The following is a 23,540-nucleotide window of genomic DNA, read 5'->3' on the forward strand; positions in this document are numbered from 1 at the left end:
GGACACACCAAAGCACCGCCTGCGGGCCGCGCAGGCGGTGCTGGGCCTGGCTCAGTGAGCAGCCAGTTGCGCCTCGCTGCGTTCCTGTTCGCGCAATGGGCGTACCAGCCAGGTGACCACCACGGTCAGCACCAGCAGGATCACGGCCAGCGCCCAGAGCACACCATGGAAGGCGCTGTCATAGCCGCCGATAAACAGGCTGTGCACCGTCGCCGCCTGCTCCGCGCCCAGGGTTTGCAGGGACCCGGTGAGGTTGCCGGCGGCGACGTCGTCGATCCAGCGTTGCAGGGTCGCCGGGTCGGGCGCCAGGCGGCTCAGCGTGCCGCGCAACTGGCTGTCGAGCAAGGTCGCCAGCAGCGAGCCATACAAGGCCACCGCAATCGCTTCACTGCCCAGGCGGAAGGTGTTGAGCAGGCCCGCCGCCATCCCGGCCTTTTGCTCCGGCACGGTCTTGAGCGCCAGGCCATCCACCAGCCCGGCCGACAAGCCCATGCCGATGCCCACCAGCAACAGCGGCACTGCCAGTTGCCACAGCGCCACACCGACCTGGCTGACCAGCGCCAACGCCACCACACCGACCAGCAACGCAATCAGGCTGGCCTTGAGAATGCCGATCGCCGACACCCCGCGTGCCGCCCACTTGCCCGCCAGGATCGGGCAAAACAGCATCGGCACCGTCAGCAGCAACATCGCCAGGCCCGCATGGGTCGCGCTCAATTGCAGCACGCCGAACAGGTAGCTCGGCAGGTACGTGAGCAAGGTCACAAAACCGAACGACGCCGCCACGGTGACCAGCGCCAGGCCGACGAAGGGCCCGCGCGCCAGCAGCGACAGGTCGAGCATCGGCTGCAGGTGGCGACGCTCCTGCCAGGTAAACACCGCCAACAGCACCACGGCGACCGCCACCAGGCCGAGTACACCGCGGCTGGTCCAGCCCCATTGCGAGCCCTGCACAATCGCCACCATCAGCGCCAGCAAGGCCAGCACAAACAGCGTCGCCCCCGGCACATCGAAGCGCGCGGTGCGCTCAGCCAACACGCCATCGCGGGTAATCAACGGGCTGCCCAGCAGCACGATCACCAGGGTGACCCCATGGGCCCAGAAAATCGCGCGCCAGCCGACGCTGTCCAGCAGCAGGCCGGACAAGGTCGGGCCCAGGCTCACGCCCAGGCCGGCAACGGTGCCGAACAGGGCAAACGCGCGCAGCCGCGCCGGGCCGCTGAAGTGGGTGGACAAAATCGCGATGCCGCAGGAAAAGATCGCCGCCGCCCCGATGCCCGCCAGCCCCCGCGCCGCGTCCAGCAACCAGGCGCTCTCGGCCACGGCGGACAGCACCGAGGCCACCACGTACAGCGAAGCGCCGGCGACAAAACAGCGTTTGCGCCCGAGCCGATCCGCCAGCGCGCCCCACGCCAGGGTGAAGCAGGCAAACGCCAGGTTGAACGCATTGACCACCCATTGCAGGCTGGTCAGCGGCGCCTGGATGTCGGCGCCGATGGCCGGCAACGCGAGCGCCGTACCCGAGATGGAACTGGGCACGACGAAGATCGCCAGCAGGATGATGGTCAGTAAAGCCGTATCGGCAAAGGTCGTTTTCATGGGTCCTTCCAAGGTCAGGTTGAAGTGAAGCCGTGCACCGGCAAGCGGGCAGGACGGCGCAGGATGATGCCGTCGACCCAGGGCACCTGGTCCGCCGGCACCGCCAGGCGCAGGTTCGGGAAGCGCTGCACGAGAATCTGCAGCACCGTGGTAATTTCCAGGCGCGCCAGGGCGGCGCCCATGCAGTTGTGCATGCCGTAGCCGAACTGCAAATGCCGCGCGCCTTTACGGTCCAGGCGGATCGTCAGGGGCTCGGGGAACGCCGCCGGATCACGGTTGGCGGCAAACGCATCGGCGTAAATGATGCTGCCTGCGGGAATCAGCCCCCACGGCCCTTCCAAGTCGACGCTGGCCAGGCGCGGGAAGGTCGAGATGGTGCCCAGGGGAATCAGGCGCAGCAGCTCCTCGACCGCCTCCGGGATCAGCCCCGGATCGTCGACCAATTGCTGCCACAGCTCGGGGGCCGCCAACAGGGTGTACACCGATTTGGTCAGCACCGTGAGGATGTTCTGGTCGCCGCCGATCAATACCCCCAGGAGGATGCCCACCAGCTCCTTGTCGTTCAGCGGCGGCTCGCTGTCGGCACGGGTCGCGACGAAGCGCTGGATCAGCCCATCGGGATCGGTGGGCCGCGCACCGGTGACCAGGTCCGTCAGGTAGTTGTACACGCCCCAGAACTGGTTCAGCAGTTCCGGCACATCAGCGTCCGACGCCACCTGCACGGTGTGGCTGAGGGGCCGGTAATACTCACGGTCACTCAAGGGGATGCCGAGCAACTGGCAATCCACGGTGGCGGGGATGTGGTCAAGCACCTGGGCAAACAGATCGGCACCGGGCGCCTGGCGTTGCAGTACATCGAGGCGTTCATGGGTGGCGTGTTCCACCTTGTCACGCAGCAACGCCACGCCACTGGGGCTGAAGTCCCGGGCCACCACCTTGCGCAGGCGACCATGGTCGGGGATGTCGTTGTTGAGCAGCAGTTCAGGCGGCGTGATGGTCGGCAAAAAGCTCGCGCCATCTTCTTCGTTGCACGGTGCGCGTATCGCGCGGTTATCCAGCAGCAACGCCTGCACGTGTTCGTAACGGGTCAGGTGAAAGGCCAGGTGGCCGCTGGGCAGCAGAATCCTCGGCAGGCCATTGGCGGGGCTGGCGGGTTGATAGGCCGGCGGTGCATCCAACTGCGGGATGCGCGCCACGGTGACCTCGGGTCTGGCGATCACGGCGATATTCATCAGGCAGGCTCCACGGCAGGTTGCAACAGGCTGACACCGGTGAGGCGCTGCAGCTGGGCGAGCGCCTGGTGGTTGTCGATGAAGTGCAGCACTTGCCAGCCAAGCGCGGCGGCGGCTTCGATGTTTTCCGCGACGTCGTCGATCAACAGGCTGTGCTGCGGTGCGACGCCCGAGCGCGCAGTCGCCACCTGGAAGAACGCCGGCTCCGGCTTGCGGCTGCGCTCCTGGCTGGAATCGACAATCAGGTCCACCACCTCATCCAGGCCCACCATCGCCCGCCAATGCCGCTCCCACTCCACCACGTTGTTGGTAAGGATGCCGACGCGAAAACCGGCACGCTTCAGCGCGCGCACGGCGGCCACCAGCGGCGCATTGGCCGGCACCCCGGCGAACCATTGCGCGCCGAAGGTGTGCAGGTGAGCGCGGGATAAATCGACCTGCGGGTCACGGCGGCGCAGGGCCTGCGCCAGGCGCTCGCCCCACTCGCGCTCGGTGAGCAAGGCACTCTCCACCGGCGCGAGCATGGGCACGCCCAACTCATCGGCCACATCGCCCATGGCCTGTTGCAGCACGTGCGGGGCCAGGCCGGTCTTGACCTGGTATTGCTCGAACAGCGCCGGAATCGGCGGCGACAGCACCCCACCGAAATCGAACCAGATAAATTGCAGGTCGCTCATCGCACACCTCCCGCCACCAGGGCCAAGGGTTGGCTGGCGACCAGCGGCAGCAACTCGAGCTCAGCGGTGGCAATCACCGCGCCGCCCTGCTCGACCTCCAGCGCCAGGGTGATGCGACCGTGTTCGTCACGGGCCAGGGAGGTCAGGTCCGCACGGACCCGGGTAGGCAAACCAAACTCACCGAAGCGAGTAAACACCACATGGCAGCGGGATAACAGCAACTGCTCGGGGCCGACCTGCAACTGCCGGTCCGCCGCCACCAGCGCCACTTGGCGGAAGCCTTCGAGCAACAGCATGCCGGGGATATGGTCGAGGGGGTGGTCGAAGATCGCCGGGTTGTTCAGGTCGACGATCAGCGGCGCCACCAGCGTCGCGGCGCCCTGCTCCAGTTCACGGCCGAGCACCACATTGTTCAGCCAGTGACGCCCTACGGCGGATGGACTCAAGGGTGGCGGCAACTGTGCCAATGGGTCGGCGTTGGCGGGAATCGCCGCCAGGCCACGGGCACGCATCTTGTTCCAGGCCGCGCCGCTCATCCAGCGAATGCTCATGCGTTCGTGGCGTGCAGCCACTTCGCCATTGATGCTCAGGGACATGTTCAGGGTCACGCCACTGCGCTCGCCGTGGCGCAGGTATTCATCCACCACGTAGACATCGATCTCGGCGGATGCCGGACGATCCCCCACCACCAATAAACTCCGGTCGGTCACGCGGGTCACACTGTCCAGGTAGATAAACTTGTCCTGGGCGCTGACGTCGAGGAACGCATGGGAGATATAAATTGACGCCTGGCGGAATACTTCCAGCAATAACAGCATGTCGTAGTGTGCGGCGCGGTGGGTATGTTCACTGAAGTAACTGTGGGTACGCGGAAGTTGGGCGCTGCAGCGAAAGTGTCCTTCCTTTACCAGTTCCGCGCCGGTCAGGAACACTTCGCTGACGGCGGCACGGTGCACCATGCTGCGCGGCACGGTGTTTTCGCAGCGAATAGCCAGGGCTTCAGACATAGCAATCTCCTCCTTTGATTACTGCGAGAAGGCTAAGCTGAAACGTTTTTTCGCCACAACTGACCGAACGGCTAGGTCGTTGGACATGAACCTGTAGAACTTGCACTTCAGACATGGGCATCTGTCTCCTGATGAGCTTCTCCGTAAGCGTGCAGACCGCCGTACACGTTCATCGCGGTGAACGTTGTATGCTTTGCGCGGACAACCCGTTCTGGCTGTCAGTACCCTTGTGCAGATAGTCCCTTATATTTTCACTGTGCACTTAGACCTATTTGATCGAAGCTTATAAGCGCAACTAAATCATCTAGACACCCAACTAATCGTTCTAACTTAGTAGTGAAAATCCACACGCGAAGTTGCTCAAGGTCGTAAAGAACATCACGACCCGGAGCAGATTGGCATGTTGAAAACAGGATTCACCCTGGCGCCTTTGGCGTGTGCATTGGCCATGGGCGGGCTGACGATGCCGAGCCTGGCGTTGGCGCAAAACGACGCGGCGACGGTACAACGGGTGATTGACTTCAATATCCCCGCAGGCCCCCTGGATGAGGTGCTGCTGAGCATCTCCCAGCAAAGCGGCCACCCTATCGCCTTCGACCCGCCGCTGGTGGAAGGCCGTGGGAGCCGCGCGATCCAGGGCCGACTGAGCCAGGAACAGGCGCTGGGCATTGCCTTGGGCGGCTCCCCGTTGGGCTTCAGCCAGACGGCCAGCGGTGCAGTGTTGATCCATCGACTGGCCAGCCCGGCAGCGGCAGCCAACAGCGAACCGCTGGCGCCACGCCTGAAATCCGTGGAGGTGATCGGCACCCGGCGCAGCGACGTCACCGCGCTGCAAAGCGCGGCACCCGTGGATGTGATCAGCAGCGAGCAGTTGCAGCGCGCCGGCACCGATAACCTGGCCAAGGCCCTGGAAACCCTGGTGCCGTCGGTGAACTACCCGCAGGTCAACGGCACCGATGGCGTGTCGTCGCAGCGGCCGGTGTCGTTACGTGGGTTGGCCGCCGACCAGGTGCTGGTGCTGGTCAATGGCAAGCGTCGGCATGCCTCGGCGTTCGTCAACACCAAGGCCACCCTGGGGCGTGGCTCACAGGCGGTGGACCTGTCGACGATTCCCGTCAGCGCCGTCGACCATATCGAAGTACTCCGCGATGGCGCCTCGGCCCAATACGGTTCGGATGCGATTGCCGGGGTGGTCAATATCGTGCTCAAGGAGCAGGACCACGGCGGCGCCGTGCAAAGCACCTTCGGCCAGTACACCAAGGGCGATGGCTTTCGCCGGTCGGTGGGGGGGTGGAGCGGTTTCACCTTGCCCGGCGATGGCTTTCTCACCCTCAGCGGCGAAGGCCTGCGCAGCGAACGCACCTCCACCGGCGGCACCGATGGCCGGCAGTTCTACCCCAGCGGCGACGCCCGTGAAGCGGATGCCGACCGCCATTGGCGCTACGGCTCGCCGGGCCTCGAGGACTGGAACCTGGCGCTGAACAGCGGCCTGTCCCTGAGCGACACGGTCGACCTGTACGGCTTCGCCACCTACCAGGACCGTACCGGCGAATCCCAGGCAACCTTTCGCCGCCCCATCGACCCCAACAACCTGGTGGCCGTGTACCCCAACGGTTTCCTGCCACTGCTCGACGTGCGCTCGCGGGATGCCTCGGTCACCGGCGGCGTGAAGATTCGCGATGAGCAACTTGGCAGCTTTGACCTCAGTGCCAACTACGGGCGCAACCGCATCGACTATCACCTCAGCGATTCGCTCAACGCCAGCCTCGGCGCCGCGAGCCCGACGAGCTTCAATGCCGGGGCGCTGGTCAATGAGCAAACCAACGTCGGCCTCGACCATATCAAGGAATTCAAGGTCGGCTGGGGCGCGGGCCCGCTGGTTTTCTCCAGCGGCCTGGCGTGGCGCAACGAAGCCTATGAAGTGATCGCCGGCGACCTCGCCTCCTGGACCCACGGCAGCGCCCTGCCCGCCCGTGCCGGCGGCGCCCAGGGCTTCCCCGGCACCCAGGACAGCGACGAAGGCCGTTATGCCCGCCACGTGTTCGGCGGCTACCTGGGCCTGGAGCAGCAAGTCACCGACAAACTGCAACTGGGCCTGGCCGGGCGCAGCGAGCACTACGACGATTTCGGCACCACCAGCACCGGCAAGTTCTCCGCGCGCTACGACTTCACCCCGCAGTGGGGCCTGCGCTCGACCCTGAGCAGCGGCTACCGCGCGCCCACCCTGGGGCAGATCGGTACCTCGGCGACCCAGACCGAGTTCAAGGCCGGCGACCCCACCGCCTACCAGGTCGGCACCGTCAGCGTGAACACCCCGGTCGCCCGCGCCTTGGGCGCCAGTGACCTGAAGCCGGAAAAATCCACCAGCCTGTCCCTCGGCGTGGTCTGGCAGCCGCTCGAGCGTGCAAGTGTCAGCCTCGATGCGTACCACATCCGCATCAAGGACCGCATTGCCCTGTCGGAAACCCTCAGCGGCCCCCAGGTCAGCCAGATCCTCGCCAACCAAGGCTATGGCAACTACTCCGGGGTGAGTTTTTTCACCAATGCACTGGACACCAAGACCAGCGGCGTGGACCTCGCCGCCCACTATCGCCTGGACCTGGCCGACGCCAGCCAGTTGACCCTCAACGGCGCCTTCAACTACAGCAAGACCCAGGTCACCGACATCAAGGACAACCCCGGCCCGCTGGCCGGCACCGGCATCACCCTGATCAATCGTGAAGCCCTGAGCTATGTGGAAAGCGCCTCGCCCAACAGCAAGCTGATCCTCGGTGCCGACTGGCGCAAGGGCGCCTGGCAGGCGAGCGTCAACACGATTCGCTACGGCACCTACACCCTCGACTCCAACCTTGGCGAAGCCCGCGACCAGACCTTTTCGGCGCAATGGGTGAGCAACGCCAGCCTGTCCTACGACATCAACCAGGCGCTCACCCTGACCCTGGGCGGCAACAATATTTTCGACAGCTACCCGGACAAGATCGACGTGGCCAACCGCTTTGTCGGCGGGCGCGTGGCCTACCAGAGCATCTCCCCGGCCGGTGCCGAAGGCGCCTTCTACTACGTGAAAGCCGACTACCGCTTCTGACTCAACCAAGGAGTTCCCATGAGCTTTGATCCTGTGCGTTTTACCCAAGTGTTCGAACACGACTTTGCCCTGGCCAAGCAACTGCTGATCAAGCACCAGGTGTTGTCGAGCAATGAGGCGGGCAATATCAGCCTGCGCATTCCCGGCGAAGCACGGCTAGTGATCGCCTCGCTCAGCGGCGCCGACAGTGGCGTGGCGGCGATTGTCGATTTCGACCTGCAACACAGCCAGGGCAGCCTCACCGATAACCTCAAGGAAGTGGCGGCGCTGCACGTGGCGATCTACCGCGAGCGGCCCTTGGTGAATGCGGTGATTCACACGCACTCGCCGTACCTCACCGCCTTCGCGATTGCCGGGCGAGCGTTGCGTCCCCACGCCACGCAGTTGCTGGGGATTCTGGATGAAGACCAGGAGGTGCCGCTGACGGCGTGGGGGCCGCGGTATGCGCCGGAGCCGGTGGTGGCGGCGTTACGCGAGCATCCGCGTGCGCCGGCGGCGTTGCTGGCCAATCACGGGCCGTTTGCCTGGTCGGAACGGGACGTGTTGGCGGCGACGCGGTTGTTGGTGAACCTGGAAGAAGCGGCCTACCTGACCTTCCTGGCGCAGCAGCTCGGTACGCCGCAGCCCTTTCCCAGCGGCGCGGCGCAGCGGTCGCGCCTGGGCTGGAGTGCGACATGAGTGCGCTCACTCGTCGCCCTGATAAAAGTGGGAGGGACGGTGCGACGATTCGACTTGCCTCCGGCCCTTACGACAGGTCACTTTGGCAGCGGGCGCTGTTGGTTATTTTTGCATTCGGCGCACTCCACGCCCACGCCGAACCCCTGCTGGAACGGGCCCAATCCCGTGGCACCCTCAACGTCTGCACCAGCGACGAATTCCCCCCCTTCAAGACCTTCGATGCCCAAGGCAAGCCCGGCGGGTTGATCCTGGACCTGATCGTCGACCTGCAACAGCAGCTGTCTGCCAAGGTCGGCCAGCCGCTCAAGCTGCAACTTGTGCAAGTCAATCCGCTGAACCGCTTGCTGTTTCTCGAACAGGGCCGTTGCGAGGTGCTGGTCACGTCCCTGCTCGACACCCCCGCACGGCGGCGCGAAGTGGATTTTGCCAGCCCCGGTTTCTACAGCTCGGCCGCCACCGTGTTTGCGCCGAAAAGCACCGCCGTGCCGGACTGGCAAAGCCTGCGCGGCAAGACCCTGTGTGCGCCCGCCACCAGTGTGTGGGTGCGCCCGTTTGAAACGCGCTACGGCGTGCAGTTCGCCTCGTTCAACGGCACGGCCGAAGTGCGCAAGGCGGTGGCCGACAGCCGTTGCCTGGGGGCGATGGGTGACGATGCGTTGTACAGCGCCCTGGCGCGCCAGCCGGAATGGGCCGACTACGAGGTCAAACTGCCGGGCCAGGACCCGGCGCCGTGGGGCATTGCTTTGCGCAAGGGTCAGCCGGCGTTGTTGGCGGCGCTGTCGAGTATTGTGGAAGGCTGGCATGCCCAGGGCGTGATCATCGGCCTGGAGCAGCGCTACGGCCTGGCGCCGAATGCCTGGGTAGCGCAGCAGCATGCGCGGGCCAGCCATGAGTGAGGCCAACCTGCGCCTGTGGCTGGAACAGCATGGCCTGTCGCTGAGCATCCTGTGGGACCCGATGGATCGCCAGCGCTTCCTGCTCGGCCTGGGCCTGACGCTGTTGCTGTCGGTGGCGAGTATTGCGCTGTCCCTGGTGATCGGTGTGTGGGGAGCCGCCGGCCTGGGTTCGCGCCGCTCGCTGTGGCGCCGGTTGAGCGCGGCGTACGTCGCGTTGTTTCGCAACACGCCGCTGTTGGTGCAGCTGTTCTTTTTCTACTTCGGCGTCGGCGCCTGGCTGCCGCTGGCGGACGACACCAGTGTGCGGCTGCTCAACGGCACGCAATGGGCAATCATCGTGATCGCCCTGCACAGCGGCGCGTTCCAGGCCGAGAACCTGCGCGCCGGGATCGATGCCGTGCCCCGCGCCACCCTCGACGCGGCCGCCGCCCTCGGCATGCAAGGCGCCACGGTACTGCGCCATATCGTACTGCCGCTGGCGCTGCGCAACAGCCTGCCGGCCATGGGCAATACGGTGGTGCAAACCATCAAGTCGACCTCGATTGCCTACGCGATTGCGGTGCCGGAATTGCTCTATGCGAGCAATCGAATCTGGTCGGACAACTTCAACGTCGCCGAGATGATGCAGGTGTTGCTGCTGGTCTGGTTGCTGCTGATCGGCACCAGCAGTTGGCTGCTGCGCCGCCTGGAAAACCACTTGCGCCTGCCAGGCCAGGAGTTGCCCGATGCTGCCTGAACCGTCCTGGCCCGCGCTGTTGTGGCAGTGGGCGCCGGCGCTGCTGCAAGGCTTCGGCCTGAATATCCTCATGGGCGTCACCGCGATGCTGGTGGCCACGCTGGCCGGTGTCGTGCTCGGCAGCCTGCAGGTCAGCGCCCGGCCGCGCCTGCGCCGTAGTGCCGGGCAGCTGAGCCGCCTGCTGCGCAACCTGCCGTGGCTGGTGGTGATGTTCTACGTGGCCTACCTGTTGCCCTATGAAGTGCACTGGGCCGGGCGCTGGTGGCAATTGCCGGATTGGCTCAAGGTCGCGCTGGGCCTGGCCTTGCCCGCTGTGGGCTATGTCTCGGAGATCGTGCGCGGCGCCGTGCGCGCGGTGCCGATGGGGCAATGGGAAGCCGCCCAGGCCCTGGGCATGCATCACGGCCAGGCGCTGCGCCACGTGATCATCCCGCAGACCCTGCCCAGCCTGATGGCGCCGTGGATGAACCTGTATTGCGCGGTGACCATGTCCACCTCCCTGGCCAACCTGCTGGGGGTGGAAGAGCTGATGACCACCGTGCAATCGCACCTGTCCACCCAACTGCGCAACGACCTGCTGCTGCCCGCCTACGGCTTGGTGTTCATCGCCTTCTTTGTCTACATCTACCCCCTCTCCCGCCTGGCCAAACGGCTGGAGCGCACATGAGCACTGACCCCATGCATGACGATACCCTGCTGACCCAGTTGGGACGCGACCCCGCCAGCCACGAAGGCAGCGTCAACACCCCGGTGTATCGCAGCTCGACCTTTATCTGGCCCGACACCGGCACCCTCGAAAACCACCTGCAACAGGCCGCCGACCCGCACTATCGCGGGCATATCTACGGCCGTAACGGCAACCCCACCACCGCCGCGTTCGAAGACGCCGTGGCGCAGCTGGAAGGCGGCTTTCGCGGGCTGATCATGCCCAGCGGCCTGGCGGCGATTGTCGGCGCGGTGCTGGCCGTGGCGCGGGCCGGCGACCATATCCTGGTGACCGACAATTGCTATTGGCATGCGCGCCAGGTGTTCGACCAGATCCTGCCGCGCTATGGCATTGAGGCCACGTACTTCGCGCCGATGCTCGGTGCCGACATCGCCGGGTTGCTGCGCCCGAATACGCGCCTGGTGTACGCCGAAGCACCCGGTTCCAGCACCTTCGAGGTCCAGGACATTCCCGCTCTGGCCCGCGTCGCCCATGCCCACGGCGCACTGCTGATGCTCGACAACACCTGGGCCACGCCGCTGTTCTTCAAGGCGTTCGCCCATGGCGTGGACATCTCGATTCATGCCGCCACCAAGTACCTGGTGGGCCATAGCGACGCCATGCTCGGCGTGATCGTCACCACTGAAACCCTGTATTCGACGGTGCGCGAGACCGTCCGTCAACTCGGCTATATCGCCAGCGCCGACGACGCCTACCTGGGCCTGCGTGGCCTGCGCACCCTGGGTGTACGCCTGCGCCAGCACCAGCGCTCGGCGCTCACCGTCGCGCAGTGGCTGCAACAGCGTCCCGAAGTGGCCCAGGTGCTGCACCCGGCGCTGCCGGGGGCCGTCGGGCACGCGCTGTTCAAGCGTGACTTCCTCGGTTCCACCGGGCTGTTCGGCGTGGTTCTAAAGCCGCGTTTCGAGCCCCAAACCAAGGCCTTCCTGGAAAGCCTGCAGTTGTTCGCCATGGGCGCCAGCTGGGGCGGTTTCGAGAGTCTGATTCGCCAACAGCAACGCCACCCTTCGGCACAGATTGAACCAGGCGTGTTGCTGCGCCTGCACGTAGGCCTTGAAGCCGTCGAGGACCTGCTCGCCGACCTGCAACAAGGCCTCGAACGCCTGAGCGCCACCCCCCATTCACCAAGGAGTCTGCCATGAGCCAAACACTGCCCACCCACTACAGCATTTGCCCGCTGCTGGTCGCGTCCAACATTGCCGTTGAACTCGGTTGGCTGGACGAGGAATACCAACGCGTCGGCGCCGACGCGATCTACCTGCGCTCACTGCCCGACAACCTCGGTTGGCTGCCGCACTTCACCCATGGCGAAGCGCGCTTGATTCGCGATGGCGGCGCGGTGCCGGCCTTGTGGGCGCGCGCCGACCAGGCCGATACGTTGCTGGTGGCCAGCACCGCCACCCAACGCGCCGGGCAGATCCTGGTGCGTGCCGAGGGGCGTATCCGCCAGGTCGCCGACCTGTTCGGCAAGCGCATCGGCGTACCGGTGAGCCGCAACAAGGCGCGGGTCGATGTGCTCAAGGCGCTGGCCGAGCATGGCCTGTTCAATGCCCTGCAACTGGCCGGGCTGGAGCCGTCGCAAGTGCGCCTGATCGAGCTGGAGGATGAAGGTGATCCGCAGACCTTGCTGCCGGCGGTGCGGCCTTCGGCGTTCTGGTCGCAACTGCATGGGCTGCATGGCCAACCCGGGCATGAGGTGCAGGCCCTGGCCGAAGGCCGTGTGGACGCGCTGCATGTCGCCGCCGGGCACGTGCCGGCCCTGCTCGCCAGCGGTGAATTCACAGTAATCGAAGACCTGGAACGCTACCCGGACTGGACCCTGAAAAACCACAACGGCCCCTACGCCACCACCGTCAACCGTGCCTTTGCCGAAGAGCATCCCCAGGTGGTGGTGGCGTTCCTGCGCGCCGCGATCCGCGCCGGGCGCTGGATCAACCAGCACCGCGATGCCGCCGCCGAGCTGTTCACCCGCGTGACCTTCCTGCCGGACGCCGGGTTTATCCGCCGCGCCATCGCCGAGCTGGATTTTGTGCCGAACCTGGCGCCGCAGAACCTGGCGGCCCTGGAGCTGAAGAAGGACTTCCTGGTGCAGCGCGGCTTTCTGCAAAACGACTTCAGCGTGCACGAGTGGGCCCAACCCGGGTTTCTCGCCCAAGCCCACGCCGGGCTTTAACGCCACACCTTTGCCAAGGACAGACAATGATTGCTCAGTACCGCAAGACCCTGCTGGCCGGCCTGTTGGTCGCCGATTCAAGTTGGGCGGCGCAGGCCGCCGACTCCACCGAACCGCAACTGAGCAAAGTCGAGGTGGTCGGTGCCCGCGTGACTGAAGCCAGCGCCGCCATTGGCGAAGACAAGATCAGCAATACCCTGAGCATCTCGCACCAGGCGTTGCTGTCGGCGCCGGCCGGCACTTCGGGGCTGAAAATGCTCGAGGCGCTGCCCGGCTTCAACGTGCAGGTCAACGATGCGCTGGGCCTGTATGAGTTCGGCAACTCGGTGTTCGTGCGTGCCTTTAACCTGCAGCAGATCGGCTTTTCCATCGACGGTGTGCCCCTGGGACGTACCGATCAGTTCGGCGGCAGCCCGATCTATCGCTACGTCGACAATGAAAACACCGAGCGGGTCACTGCCTCCACCGGCGCGGGCGACGTGTCGCAATCGGGCTATGCGTCCCTGGGCCCGTATGTGGATTACCAGACCAGCAACCCCACGCTCGATCCGGGCGCCAGCCTGTCCTACACCCTCGGCAGCGACAGCCTGCGGCGCAGTTTCGTCAAGCTGCAAAGCGGTGAATACCAGGGCCTGTCGGCGTACTTCAGCCGCTCGAAAATCGACGGTGACCTGTGGCGCGGCCCCGGCACCATCGACCGTGAACACCTGGAAGCCAAGGTGCGCTATCGCTTCGGTGAACGTGACGAGGTGTGGCTGCGCGCCGTGCACAACGCGTTCTACGACTACGACTCGCCCTACGTGAGCAGCGCCCAGTACGACGGCAGCGCCAATGACCCGTTCGGTCGCTCGGGCCGTTACTTCGCCTACCTCGGCAGCCTGCCCGACTTACCCGAGAGCGTGCCCGGCGTGCGCTACAGCAACACCAACTACAACCAGTTCTACAAACAGGCGGTGAACCAGCGCCGCGACACCTTGTACAGCCTGGGCGGCCAGTTCGAGATCCGCCCGGACCTGCTCAACTACACCACCCTCTACTACGAGGCCAAGAAAGGCTTTGGCGTGTCCCCCGAGGCCTACGCCACTTCCCTGGCGCTGCACACTGCCGAAAACAACGTGGATGGCCTGTTCGCCCCCCGCGGTGTGCAATACGGCTTGTCGTCCCTCAGCGGCCATCGCTTCGGCGGGCGCACCGGGCTGCAATGGGACATCGGCCAGCACCAGATCGACACCGGTGTGTGGGCCGAGACCGATGTGTTCAACCGCCAGCAGGCGCGCTACAACCTCACCGACGGCAGCCCGGCCGGCGAGCCGCTGTTCAATGAGCCGGTGCACCTGCAAGGGGATTTCAGCTCCACGCGCAATTCGTTGCAGTACCACCTCAAGGACACCTGGACCCTGCTCGACGACCGTCTGCGCCTGCAGTTCGGTTTCAAGAGCCTGCACCTCAAGTACCGCATCGAGGGCTATCGCAACGCCGGCGACTACATCAACGACCGCCAGCCGCGCCTGGCCACCCAGTGGAACGACGCCTTCCTGCCCCAGGCCGGGCTGGTCTACAACCTCACCGATGACACCCAGGTATTTGCTTCCTATTCGGAAAACATGGCCCTGCCCCGTGGCGCCGACGACATCTTCCGCGCGGCCAGCCCCAGCGCGCCGCCACCGGAGGCGGAACGGGCGAAGAACTACGAGGTGGGCTATCGCATCAACCGCCCGACCTTCAACGCGGCCTGGGCGCTGTACCGCACCGACTTCGACAACCGCCTGCAAGCCTTCGCCTCAGCCGTGCCCGGCAGCAGCCAGGTGGAAACCTACTACCAGAATGTCGGCAAGGTGCAGGCCTACGGCAGCGAGCTGAGCGGGCAATGGAAACCCCCGGTCCTGGCCGACAAGGTGGTGCTCAACGGTAACCTGACCTACAACACCTCCACGTTCCGGAACGACGCCGGTGGCCTTTCGATCAAAGGCAACGAGGTGCCCGACAGCCCGCGCTGGCTGGCCCAGGCCGGGGTTACCTATGAGCTGGCGCCATGGGCACTGCTGAACTTTTCGGCACGCTATATCGGCGAGCGCTACAGCAACTTCACCAACAGTGAATCGGTGCCCGGCTACACCCTGTACAACGCCTACCTGGATCTGGGGGGCGAGCGCCTGCACTACGGCCCGCTGAAGAATGTGAAGGTGCGCTTCAATGTCGACAACCTGTTCGACAAGGATTACCTCGGCTACATCCTCACCAGCACCAGTGGCCCCGCCGTGTTCCGCCCGGGTTCGCCGCGCACCTTCCAAAGCACCTTGAGCATGGAGTTCTGAGCATGAACACGCGCCTGCTGCTGCTCGCCTTGCTGCCACTGTTGGCCCACGCCGACACCGCCGTCAGCCCCGCCACCCTGGCCCTGCACCAACGCCTGCTGGTACTGGACAGCCACCTGGACACGCCGCTGACCCTGACCCGCCCCGGCTGGAACATCCTCGAGCGCCACGACTATCGCCAGGACGGCAGCCAGGTCGACCTGCCGCGCATGCGCGAAGGCGGCCTGGATGGGGGTTTCTTCGCCGTCTACACGCCCCAGGGCCCACGCACCGAGGAAGGCCGCGCCTACGCCAGCGCCTATGGCCTGGCCACCCTCACCCGCATCCGCGATGTGATCGACCGTAACCCCGACAGCTTCGCCCTGGCCCTGACCGCCGCCGACGCCCGGCGTATTGCGGCCCAGGGCAAGCGCGTGGTGTTTATCAGCATGGAAAACGCCGACCCGCTCAGCTCCGATCCCGAGTTGCTCGACACTTACTACCGCCAAGGCCTGCGCATGCTCGGCCTGGTGCATTTCATGAACAACGACCTGGCCGACTCGGCCACCGCACTGCCGGAATGGAAAGGCCTGAGCCCCAAGGGCCGCGACCTGGTGCAACGGGCCAACCGCCTGGGCATCCTGCTGGACGTGTCCCACGCCAGCGACGCGGTGTTCGACCAGATGCTGGCGCTGTCCAGCGCCCCACTCATCGCCTCCCACTCCAGCAGCCGCGCGGTCAACCCGCACCCGCGCAACCTCGACGATGCCCGCGTGCGCCAACTGGCGGCCAAGGGCGGGGTGATCCAGGTCAACGCCTACAGCGACTACCTGATCCCCCTCACGCCCAACCCGGACCGCAACAAAGCCATGGCCGCGCTCGGCGCACGCTTCCACAACCTTGCCGCCCTCAGCCCGGAGCAGGTCAAGGCGCTCTATCAGGAGCGCGACAGCCTCAACCAACGCTTCGCCCAACCCAAGGCCAGCCTCGATGTGTTCATGAAGCACCTGCTGCACCTGCTCGAGGTGGTCGGCCCGGATCACGTCGGCATCGGTGCCGACTGGGACGGCGGCGGTGGCGTAAGCGGGCTGGAAGATGTGAGCCAGTTGCCGGTGATTACCCAGCGGTTGCTGGATGCCGGGTATAGCGAGGCGCAGATCGCCAATATCTGGAGCGGGAATTTGTTGCGGGTGTTGCAGGCGGCACAATCCGCCGCCCTATAGCCTTTACCTACTGCCACCCTCCCCCCATCACCTTATACAAACTCACCCGATTACTCTGCTCCGCCAGGCGCAGGGTGATCAGGTCCTGCTGGGCGCTGTACAGCGAGCGTTGGGAATCCAGGGCTTCGAGGTAGCTTTGCGAGCCGGCGCGGTAGAGCGCGTCGGACAGGTCGTAGCTCTTTTGGCTCGCCTCGGTCAGCGCTTGCTGGGCGGTGAGACGCTGGTCCAGGGTGCTGCGCACGGCCAGGGCGTCGGCGACTTCCTTGAATGCGGTTTGCAGGGTTTGCTGGTAGGTCTGCACCTGGATCTCTTTCTCGACCTTGGCCGCATCCAGGGTCGCGCGGTTGCTGCCGGCATCGAAGATCGGCAGGCTGATGCTCGGGGCGAAGGTCCACGCGCCGCTGCCGGCCTTGAACAGGCTGGACAGTGACGCACTAGCGGAGCCCGCATTCGCAGTGAGGCTGATGCTGGGGAAAAACGCCGCGCGGGCCGCGCCAATGTCGATGTTCGCGGACTTGAGGCTGTGCTCCGCCGCCAGTACGTCGGGGCGCCGCTGCAACAGGCTCGACGGCAGCTCGGCCGGCACCTGCACCAACGCCGCTGCCGATCGCAGGTGGGCGTCGGGCAGCAAGGCGTCGGGGATTTCGCTGCCGACCAGCAGGCGCAGGGCGTTACGGTCCTGGAGGATCTGGCTCTGATACTCGGCCACATCGACCCGCGCCGATTCGACGGTGGTTTGCGCCTGGGCCACGGCCAACGCCGTGGAGCCACCCAGCGCGTGGCTGCGCTGGGTCAGTTCGTAGGTGGACTGCTGGCTGGCCAGGGTCTGCTCGGCCAGTTGCAGGTGCTCGTTGTCGGCGGCCAGGGTCAGCCAGGCGGTGGCCACTTCGGCCACCAGGCTGATTTGCGTGCTGCGCCGGGTTTCGGTCAGCGCCAGGTAGTCTTCCAGCGCTTCGTCCTGCAGGTTCTGCACGCGGCCGAACACGTCGACCTCATAGCTGCTCAGGCCCAATTGCGCGCTGTAGTCGTGGCTGGTCACGGCCGTGCCGCTGCTGGACAGCGAGCCCGGCGTGCGGCTGTGGGTACCGCTGACGCTGGCGTCGAGGGTCGGGAACGCTGCTGCGCGCTGGATGCGGTATTGCGCCTGGGCTTTCTCGATATTCAGGCTGGCCAGGCGCAGGTCGCGGTTATTGGCCAGGGCCAGAGTTTGCAGGTGTGCCAGGCGGCGGTCGGTAAAGAACTGCTGCCACTGGATGTCGGCCGGCACCTCACCCTGCACACCCGCTTGCCATTCGCCAGGCACCGGTGCCTCGGGTTGCTGGTAGTGTGGCGCCAGGTTGATGCAGCCACTCAAGACCACTGCGGCCACTAACGGGAAGAGAAAGCGGGTCATGCGTCACCTTTTTCGACAATGGGCGTCGTGCTGACACGGCCAAAGCGGCGACGGATCAACACAAAAAACAGCGGTACAAAGAAGATCCCCAGCACCGTGGCGCTGAACATGCCGCCCAGCACACCGGTGCCGATGGCCCGGCGCCCGGCGGAACCTGCGCCACTGCTCACGGCCAGGGGCAGCACGCCGAACATGAAGGCCAGGGACGTCATCAGGATCGGCCGCAGGCGCTGGCGCACGGCGATCAGCGTCGCCTCGCGCAGGCTGTTGCCCTGCTCCTGCAGGTGCTTGGCAAACTCGACGATCAGGATCGCGTTCTTCGCTGCCAGCCCTACGGTGGTCAGCAGGCCGACCTGGAAGTACACGTCATTGCTCAACCCCGTAAAGCGTGTGGCCCACACCGCGCCGACGATACCCAGGGGCACTACCAGGATCACCGAGAACGGCACCGACCAGCTCTCGTACAACGCGGCCAGGCACAGGAACACAAACAGGATGGACACCGCATACAGCAACGGCGCCTGGGACCCGGAAAGACGCAACTGGTACGACTGGCCGGTCCACTCGTAGCCGATGCCATCGGGCAGTTGCCGGGCAATCGCCTCCACCGCGTCCATCGCCGCGCCGGAGCTCACACCGGGTGCCGGGTCGCCGACCACTTCCAGGGAGGATGTGCCGTTGTAGCGCTCCAGCAACGGCGAGCCATAGCTCCAGGCACTGCTGGCAAATGACGAAAACGGCACCATTTCATCGTTGCTGTTGCGCACGAACCAGTGGTCCAGATCGGCCGCTTGCATCCGCGTGCGGGCTTCGCCCTGCACGTAGACCTTCTTCACGCGGCCCTGGTTGAGGAAGTCGTTCACATAGGTACCGCCCAACGCCGTGGACAAGGTGCTGTTGATGTCGCTGGTGCTCAGGCTCAGGGCCCCCGCCTTGCGGTCATCGATGCTGATTTTGAGTTGCGGTGCATCGTCCAGGCCATTGCTGCGCACGCCCAGCAGGCGCGGGTCTTGCCTGGCCAGCGCGATGAACTGCTCGCGCGCCGCCACCAATGCGTCGTGGCCAAGGCCGGCGAGGTCCTTGAGCTGCAAATCAAACCCCGAACTCTGGCCGAGGCCGCGCACGGCGGGCGGTTGCATCACGAACACATCGGCGTCCCCAATACTCGCCAGGGCCAACGTGGCACGTTGGGCAATCGTGGCGGCATCGTTCGAGCGCTCACTCCAGTCCTTCAAGCGAATAAACGCCCGTGCGGTGTTCTGGCTGTTGCCGCCCATGCCCAGGCCGCTGATGCTGATCATCGCCTCGACTTCCGGCTGCTTGAGCATGTACGCCTCGAACTGCTGCAACACCGCCTGGGTGCGGCTGTCGGTAGCGCCCACCGGCAGCTGGATTTGCGCCATGAGAATGCCCTGGTCCTCATCCGGCAGAAACGAAGTAGGCAAGCTGGCATAACCCGCCGCCATGGCTGCGGCGATCAGCACATACACCACCAGGCTGCGCCATGAGCGTTGCAGGACAGCGCCGACCAACGCTTCATAGGCGCTGGAACAGCGTTCGAAGGAACGGTTGAACCAACCGAAGAAGCCCCGTTGAACCGCATGCCCCGGCTTGAGCAGCGTGGCGCACAGTGCCGGCGTGAGGGTCATCGCCACCACCACCGACAGCACCATGGCCGAGACGATGGTCACCGAGAACTGCCGATAGATGATCCCGGTGGAACCGCCAAAAAACGCCATGGGAATAAACACCGCGCTCAGCACCAGGGCGATGCCGACCAGTGCACTGGTGATTTCATCCATCGATTGACGCGTGGCCGCCAGGGCCGACAAGCCCTGCTCGGCCATCACTCGTTCGACGTTTTCCACCACCACAATGGCATCGTCGACCAGCAAGCCAATGGCCAGGACCATGGCAAACATGGTCAGGGTATTGATCGAGTAACCGAACAATGCCAACACGCCAAACGTGCCCAGCAACACCACCGGCACAGTGATCGCCGGGATCAGCGTGGCCCGCAGGTTTTGCAGGAACAGAAACATGATCAGCACCACCAGCACGATGGCCTCGCCCAGGGACTTGACCACTTCCTCGATGGACAGGCTCACAAAGGGCGTGGTGTCGTAGGCGATCACGTTCTTCAATTGCATTTCGGTGGGGTAAAACGGCGCCAGTTCCTTGAGCTTGGCCTTGACCGCCTCGCCCACCTCCAGCGCATTGGCGCCCGCCGCCAGTTGCACCCCCATGGCGGCGGCCGGCTTGCCGTTGAGGGCCGAGTTGATGTCATAGCTCTCGCTGCCCAACTCCACGCTCGCCACATCACCGAGCAGCACGACCGCGCCGTCGCTGCCGGACTTGACCACCACATTGCGGAACTCCTCGGCCGTCTGCAGTTTGCTGCGCGCGCTGATGGTGGCATTGAGTTGCTGGCCCTTCACCGCCGGCAATGCGCCGAGTTGGCCGGCTGAGACCTCGGTGTTTTGCGCCTCCAGCGCAGTGCTCACATCCGACGGCATCAGCGCGTATTTTTCCAACAGCGCCGGGTCCAGCCAGATGCGCATGGCGTAGCCCGAACCGAGGGTCTGCACGTCGCCCACGCCGTCGATACGGCTGATGGAGTCGAGCAAGGTGCTAGAGATGTAGTCACCGATCTGGGTGCCGGTGACGCTGGGGTTGTCCGAGGCCAGGGCGGCAATCATCAGGAAGTCCGAGCCGCCCTTGGTCACGGTCAGGCCTTCGCTCTGCACCGACTGCGGCAAGCGCGACTCGGCCTGTTGCAGCTTGTTCTGCACCTGCATCTGCGCCACATCGGGGTCGGTGCCGGCGCCAAAGGTCAGGCTGATACTGGCGCTGCCCGCCGAACTGCTGGAGGCCGACATATAGGTCAGGTTGTCCAGGCCTTTCATCTGTTGCTCGATGACCTGGGTCACCGAGTCTTCGACGGTCTTGGCCGAAGCGCCGGTGTAGGTGGCGGAAATACGCACGGTGGGCGGCGCGATGTCCGGGTACTGCTCCAGCGGCAACTGGCTGATGGATAACGCGCCGCCGAGCATGATCACGATGGCGATGACCCAGGCGAAAATCGGTCGATCGATAAAGAAACGCGCCATGTTCAACCCTCCTGCGCCAGGGCACCGGCACCGGCATCGGCGGCCTGGGTCTGGACCACGGCGCCGATGCGGACTTTCTGGCCACCTTCGACGATCACCTGGTCACCGGCCTGCAAACCCGCCGTCACCCACCACTGGTTGCCCACGGCGCGGTCAACGCTGAGCACGCGTTGCTCGACCTTGCCGTCAACCACCAGCAACACCGAGGTCACGCCGCTGGCGCTGCGGCTTACGGCTTTTTGCGGGATCAGGATCGCCTGGTCATCCCGGGCCTGCTCCAACACGCCACGCACGTACATGCCGGGCAGCAGCACATGCTCGGGGTTGTCGAACACCGCACGCAAGGTCACGGTGCTGGTGCCCTGGTTGACGCTGACCCCGCTGAACTTGAGGCGGCCGTCGTGGTTGTAGGTGCTGCCGTCATCCAGCGTGAGGCTGATGCGGGCCTCGCCGTCGCCGTTGGCCTGCAACACGCCACGGGCCAGGTCGCGCTTGAGGGCGAGCAATTCAGTGGTGGACTGGGTCACATCCACATAGATCGGGTCGAGTTGCTGCACGGTAGTGAGTGCGGTGTCCTGGTTGGCCACCACCAGTGCGCCGGGGGTGACCGTGGACGTCTCGATACGCCCGGCCACCGGCGAGCTGATGCGGGTGTAGGCCAGGTTGATGCGGGCGGTGTCGAGGTCGGCCTGGGCCACCTGGACGTCAGCGGCGGCGGTCAGCAGGGTGGCCTGGGAATCTTCGTTGGTTTGCTGGCTGATGGCGTCGATCTTCACCAACCGGGCGTTACGCGCGGCGGTGGTCTGTGCCGACTTCAAGGTGGCGCGCGCCTTGGCCAGGCTCGCCTGGGCCTCAGCCAATGCCGCCTTGTAGGGTGCCGCATCCAGTTGGTACAGCGCCTGCCCGACCTTGACCTCGGCGCCTTCGACAAACAGGCGCTGCTGCACGATACCGCCGACCTGCGGGCGAATCTCGGCGACCATAAACGCCTGGGTGCGCCCGGCCAGTTCAGTGGTCATGACCTGGCGCTTGGGCTGCACAGTGATCACCGAGACCTTGGGGGTGGCGACTGCGGGCGCGGGGTCGCCAGCCGAGCAGCCGCCGAGCAGCACCAGAATGATGAACGACAGGAGTACCGCGGCGGTTACCAGGTATTTGGCGAAAAGTTTGGTCGACATAGTTGCCTCTGCAAGACGGGGTGGTGCAAGCCTTACCGTCATGCTGCTAGGCAAATGTGCAGGAAAATTGAAGATTGCCCGCCTGGGTTGAATCTTTCCTCCATGGGGCCCTAAATGGGCGGGTCCACTCTTTTACGGCCCTTGTTCATGAAGTCGAGTATCTCCACCAAACTGTTTGTCGCCGTATCGGCCGGTGTGCTGCTGGTCATCCTCAGCATGGGCCTGGCCACCGGCTGGAGTTTTGGCCGCGGGTTTCTTGGCTATATCAATGAACAGGCGCTGGAGCGCATGGCCACGGTGGTGCCGCGCCTGGCCAGTGCTTATGCGCGTGAAGGCAATTGGGCGTTCATGCGCAACCGCCCGGATCGCTGGTTCGACATCATGCGCCCAGACCCCGACGAAGAACGGGTCACCAATGACCTGCGTACACCGCTGGCCTCGGACTTGACGGGTGCGCTATTTCGCATCGCCCTGCTCGACAAGGACCGCAAGCGCGTCACCGGCTACACCGCGATTGGTGAGGATGCACTGGTGAGCCCCATTGTGGTCGCGGGCGAAACCGTGGGCTGGCTGGCCGTGACCCCGTTCCAGAGCGTGACCGAAGCCGGTGGCGAACGCTTCCAGCAATACCAGCTGCGCACCAGCCTGGTGATGGGCGTGTTCTCGCTGCTGCTGGCGATGCTGATTGCCTGGTGGATCGCACGCACGCTACTGGAGCCGGTCAAGCGCGTGGCCGCCGCCACCCACCGCCTGGCCAGCGGCGACTACAGCAGCCGCGTGGCCGTGGCCTCCAACGACGAAGTCGGCCAACTGGCCCGCGACTTCAACCAGTTGGCCTATACCCTGGAGCGCAACGAAAAAATGCGCCGGGAGTTCATGGCAGATGTCTCCCACGAACTGCGCACGCCGCTGTCGGTGCTGCGCGGCGAGCTGGAGGCGATCGAGGACGGTGTGCGCAGCCTGGACCCGAATACGATGAAATCCCTGCTCGGCGAAGTCGGCATGCTCAGCAAGCTGGTGGATGACCTGTATGAGTTGTCCCTGGCGGACATCGGCGCACTGACCTATCGCAAGGCCCCGTGCATGCTGAACGACGTGCTCGACAACAGCCTGGCGATGTACCGGGAACGCTTCGCCGCCCGCCAGTTGCAGCTCGACCTGGAGCTGCCGCGCGAGCCCGTGGCGCTGCTGGCGGATGCCAGTCGGCTGCAGCAATTGTTTTCCAACCTGCTGGAAAATGCGCTGCGCTACACCGACGTCAATGGCAGGTTGCGCATCAGTGTGGGGGTCGACCGCGACACGGTGCGTATCGACTTTCTCGACTCCGGGCCGGGCGTGTCCGCAAGCCAGTTGCCACGCTTGTTCGAGCGGTTCTACCGTGGCGAGTCATCACGCAACCGCGAGCATGGCGGCGCCGGCCTGGGCCTGGCAATCTGCCGCAGCATCGCCAACGCCCACGATGGCAGCCTGGTTGCCGACCACTCGCCCTACGGCGGCCTGTGGCTGACCCTGCGCCTGCCCCGGAGCCTGTGAAC

At 65.1% G+C, this 23,540-nt stretch carries 17 protein-coding genes; 10 read left to right on the plus strand and 7 right to left on the minus strand.

What is annotated here, in order from left to right; translation table 11 throughout:
* Positions 1-51: 51 nt before the first annotated feature.
* Genes BB029_RS27815 through BB029_RS27830 form a run of 4 tightly spaced genes read right to left on the minus strand, consistent with a single transcriptional unit; the run spans position 52 to position 4,515 of the window.
* Positions 52-1,599 (minus strand): MFS transporter, encoded by a 1,548-nt coding sequence (locus BB029_RS27815; RefSeq protein WP_065941655.1) that lies wholly within the window; start codon positions 1,597-1,599, stop codon positions 52-54.
* A gap of 14 nt (positions 1,600-1,613) precedes the next feature.
* A complete protein-coding gene (locus tag BB029_RS27820) occupies positions 1,614-2,831 on the minus strand; it encodes a cytochrome P450 (protein ID WP_141696592.1) in 1,218 nt (405 codons plus the stop codon).
* The gene (locus tag BB029_RS27825; protein WP_065941656.1) at positions 2,831-3,508 is read right to left on the minus strand and encodes an HAD family phosphatase; all 678 of its coding nucleotides are present in this window, start codon (positions 3,506-3,508) and stop codon (positions 2,831-2,833) included. Before BB029_RS27825 ends, BB029_RS27820 begins: the two co-directional genes overlap by 1 nt.
* The gene (locus BB029_RS27830) at positions 3,505-4,515 is read right to left on the minus strand and encodes a ScbA/BarX family gamma-butyrolactone biosynthesis protein (RefSeq protein ID WP_065941657.1); all 1,011 of its coding nucleotides are present in this window, start codon (positions 4,513-4,515) and stop codon (positions 3,505-3,507) included. The genes BB029_RS27825 and BB029_RS27830 overlap by 4 nt, the downstream gene beginning before the upstream one ends.
* A 400-nt stretch (positions 4,516-4,915) precedes the next feature.
* Here BB029_RS27830 and BB029_RS27835 point away from each other — a divergent pair, with 400 nt between their 5' ends.
* Genes BB029_RS27835 through BB029_RS27875 form a run of 9 tightly spaced genes read left to right on the plus strand, consistent with a single transcriptional unit; the run spans position 4,916 to position 16,324 of the window.
* Entirely contained in the window at positions 4,916-7,600 is a 2,685-nt protein-coding gene (locus BB029_RS27835; protein ID WP_083236501.1) for a TonB-dependent receptor, read from the plus strand.
* Positions 7,601-7,618: 18 nt separating this feature from the next.
* Complete coding sequence (locus tag BB029_RS27840) at positions 7,619-8,278, plus strand: class II aldolase/adducin family protein (RefSeq protein ID WP_027606698.1); 660 nt, start codon at positions 7,619-7,621, stop codon at positions 8,276-8,278.
* Complete coding sequence (locus BB029_RS27845; protein ID WP_083236502.1) at positions 8,275-9,174, plus strand: transporter substrate-binding domain-containing protein; 900 nt, start codon at positions 8,275-8,277, stop codon at positions 9,172-9,174. Before BB029_RS27840 ends, BB029_RS27845 begins: the two co-directional genes overlap by 4 nt.
* Positions 9,167-9,910 (plus strand): amino acid ABC transporter permease, encoded by a 744-nt coding sequence (locus BB029_RS27850; RefSeq protein ID WP_065941659.1) that lies wholly within the window; start codon positions 9,167-9,169, stop codon positions 9,908-9,910. Before BB029_RS27845 ends, BB029_RS27850 begins: the two co-directional genes overlap by 8 nt.
* Complete coding sequence (locus tag BB029_RS27855) at positions 9,900-10,577, plus strand: amino acid ABC transporter permease (protein WP_065941660.1); 678 nt, start codon at positions 9,900-9,902, stop codon at positions 10,575-10,577. Before BB029_RS27850 ends, BB029_RS27855 begins: the two co-directional genes overlap by 11 nt.
* Positions 10,574-11,776, plus strand: a complete 1,203-nt coding sequence (gene metC / locus BB029_RS27860) for a cystathionine beta-lyase (protein WP_141696593.1) — start codon at positions 10,574-10,576, stop codon at positions 11,774-11,776. The genes BB029_RS27855 and metC overlap by 4 nt, the downstream gene beginning before the upstream one ends.
* Positions 11,773-12,807: an ABC transporter substrate-binding protein gene (locus tag BB029_RS27865; RefSeq protein WP_065941661.1), complete on the plus strand. Its 1,035-nt coding sequence runs from the start codon at positions 11,773-11,775 to the stop codon at positions 12,805-12,807. Before metC ends, BB029_RS27865 begins: the two co-directional genes overlap by 4 nt.
* 26 nt (positions 12,808-12,833) lie before the next feature.
* Positions 12,834-15,122: a TonB-dependent receptor gene (locus BB029_RS27870; protein ID WP_065941662.1), complete on the plus strand. Its 2,289-nt coding sequence runs from the start codon at positions 12,834-12,836 to the stop codon at positions 15,120-15,122.
* Positions 15,123-15,124: 2 nt separating this feature from the next.
* Complete coding sequence (locus BB029_RS27875) at positions 15,125-16,324, plus strand: dipeptidase (RefSeq protein ID WP_065941663.1); 1,200 nt, start codon at positions 15,125-15,127, stop codon at positions 16,322-16,324.
* Between the two features lie 7 nt (positions 16,325-16,331).
* On the opposite strand, the gene BB029_RS27880 is transcribed toward BB029_RS27875, so the two are convergent.
* From BB029_RS27880 to BB029_RS27890, 3 genes are read right to left on the minus strand one after another with little or no spacing between them, the layout of a single operon-like run.
* Positions 16,332-17,717 carry an efflux transporter outer membrane subunit gene (locus BB029_RS27880; RefSeq protein WP_065941664.1) on the minus strand — a complete coding sequence of 462 codons (1,386 nt, stop codon included), beginning with the start codon at positions 17,715-17,717 and terminating at the stop codon, positions 16,332-16,334.
* Positions 17,714-20,827, minus strand: coding sequence for an efflux RND transporter permease subunit (locus BB029_RS27885; RefSeq protein ID WP_065941665.1), 3,114 nt, complete (start codon positions 20,825-20,827; stop codon positions 17,714-17,716). The genes BB029_RS27880 and BB029_RS27885 overlap by 4 nt, the downstream gene beginning before the upstream one ends.
* A gap of 2 nt (positions 20,828-20,829) precedes the next feature.
* Positions 20,830-22,005: an efflux RND transporter periplasmic adaptor subunit gene (locus tag BB029_RS27890; RefSeq protein ID WP_065941666.1), complete on the minus strand. Its 1,176-nt coding sequence runs from the start codon at positions 22,003-22,005 to the stop codon at positions 20,830-20,832.
* Positions 22,006-22,119: 114 nt separating this feature from the next.
* Here BB029_RS27890 and BB029_RS27895 point away from each other — a divergent pair, with 114 nt between their 5' ends.
* Entirely contained in the window at positions 22,120-23,538 is a 1,419-nt protein-coding gene (locus BB029_RS27895; RefSeq protein ID WP_065941667.1) for an ATP-binding protein, read from the plus strand.
* The last annotated feature ends 2 nt before the right edge of the window (positions 23,539-23,540 follow it).

It is taken from the genome of Pseudomonas sp. S3E12 (assembly GCF_001702295.1).
Classification (GTDB): domain Bacteria; phylum Pseudomonadota; class Gammaproteobacteria; order Pseudomonadales; family Pseudomonadaceae; genus Aquipseudomonas; species Aquipseudomonas marginalis.

Bases quoted from the DNA above. Each gene is read 5' to 3' on its own strand.
- BB029_RS27835 (WP_083236501.1), top strand. From the start codon at position 4,916: ATGTTGAAAACAGGATTCACCCTGGCGCCTTTGGCGTGTGCATTGGCC.
- BB029_RS27865 (WP_065941661.1), top strand. From the start codon at position 11,773: ATGAGCCAAACACTGCCCACCCACTACAGCATTTGCCCGCTGCTGGTC.
- BB029_RS27850 (WP_065941659.1), top strand. From the start codon at position 9,167: ATGAGTGAGGCCAACCTGCGCCTGTGGCTGGAACAGCATGGCCTGTCG.
- BB029_RS27855 (WP_065941660.1), top strand. From the start codon at position 9,900: ATGCTGCCTGAACCGTCCTGGCCCGCGCTGTTGTGGCAGTGGGCGCCG.
- BB029_RS27845 (WP_083236502.1), top strand. From the start codon at position 8,275: ATGAGTGCGCTCACTCGTCGCCCTGATAAAAGTGGGAGGGACGGTGCG.
- BB029_RS27895 (WP_065941667.1), top strand. From the start codon at position 22,120: ATGGGCGGGTCCACTCTTTTACGGCCCTTGTTCATGAAGTCGAGTATC.
- BB029_RS27890 (WP_065941666.1), bottom strand. From the start codon at position 22,005: ATGTCGACCAAACTTTTCGCCAAATACCTGGTAACCGCCGCGGTACTC.
- BB029_RS27820 (WP_141696592.1), bottom strand. From the start codon at position 2,831: ATGAATATCGCCGTGATCGCCAGACCCGAGGTCACCGTGGCGCGCATC.
- metC (WP_141696593.1), top strand. From the start codon at position 10,574: ATGAGCACTGACCCCATGCATGACGATACCCTGCTGACCCAGTTGGGA.
- BB029_RS27870 (WP_065941662.1), top strand. From the start codon at position 12,834: ATGATTGCTCAGTACCGCAAGACCCTGCTGGCCGGCCTGTTGGTCGCC.
- BB029_RS27840 (WP_027606698.1), top strand. From the start codon at position 7,619: ATGAGCTTTGATCCTGTGCGTTTTACCCAAGTGTTCGAACACGACTTT.
- BB029_RS27875 (WP_065941663.1), top strand. From the start codon at position 15,125: ATGAACACGCGCCTGCTGCTGCTCGCCTTGCTGCCACTGTTGGCCCAC.
- BB029_RS27815 (WP_065941655.1), bottom strand. From the start codon at position 1,599: ATGAAAACGACCTTTGCCGATACGGCTTTACTGACCATCATCCTGCTG.
- BB029_RS27885 (WP_065941665.1), bottom strand. From the start codon at position 20,827: ATGGCGCGTTTCTTTATCGATCGACCGATTTTCGCCTGGGTCATCGCC.
- BB029_RS27830 (WP_065941657.1), bottom strand. From the start codon at position 4,515: ATGTCTGAAGCCCTGGCTATTCGCTGCGAAAACACCGTGCCGCGCAGC.
- BB029_RS27825 (WP_065941656.1), bottom strand. From the start codon at position 3,508: ATGAGCGACCTGCAATTTATCTGGTTCGATTTCGGTGGGGTGCTGTCG.
- BB029_RS27880 (WP_065941664.1), bottom strand. From the start codon at position 17,717: ATGACCCGCTTTCTCTTCCCGTTAGTGGCCGCAGTGGTCTTGAGTGGC.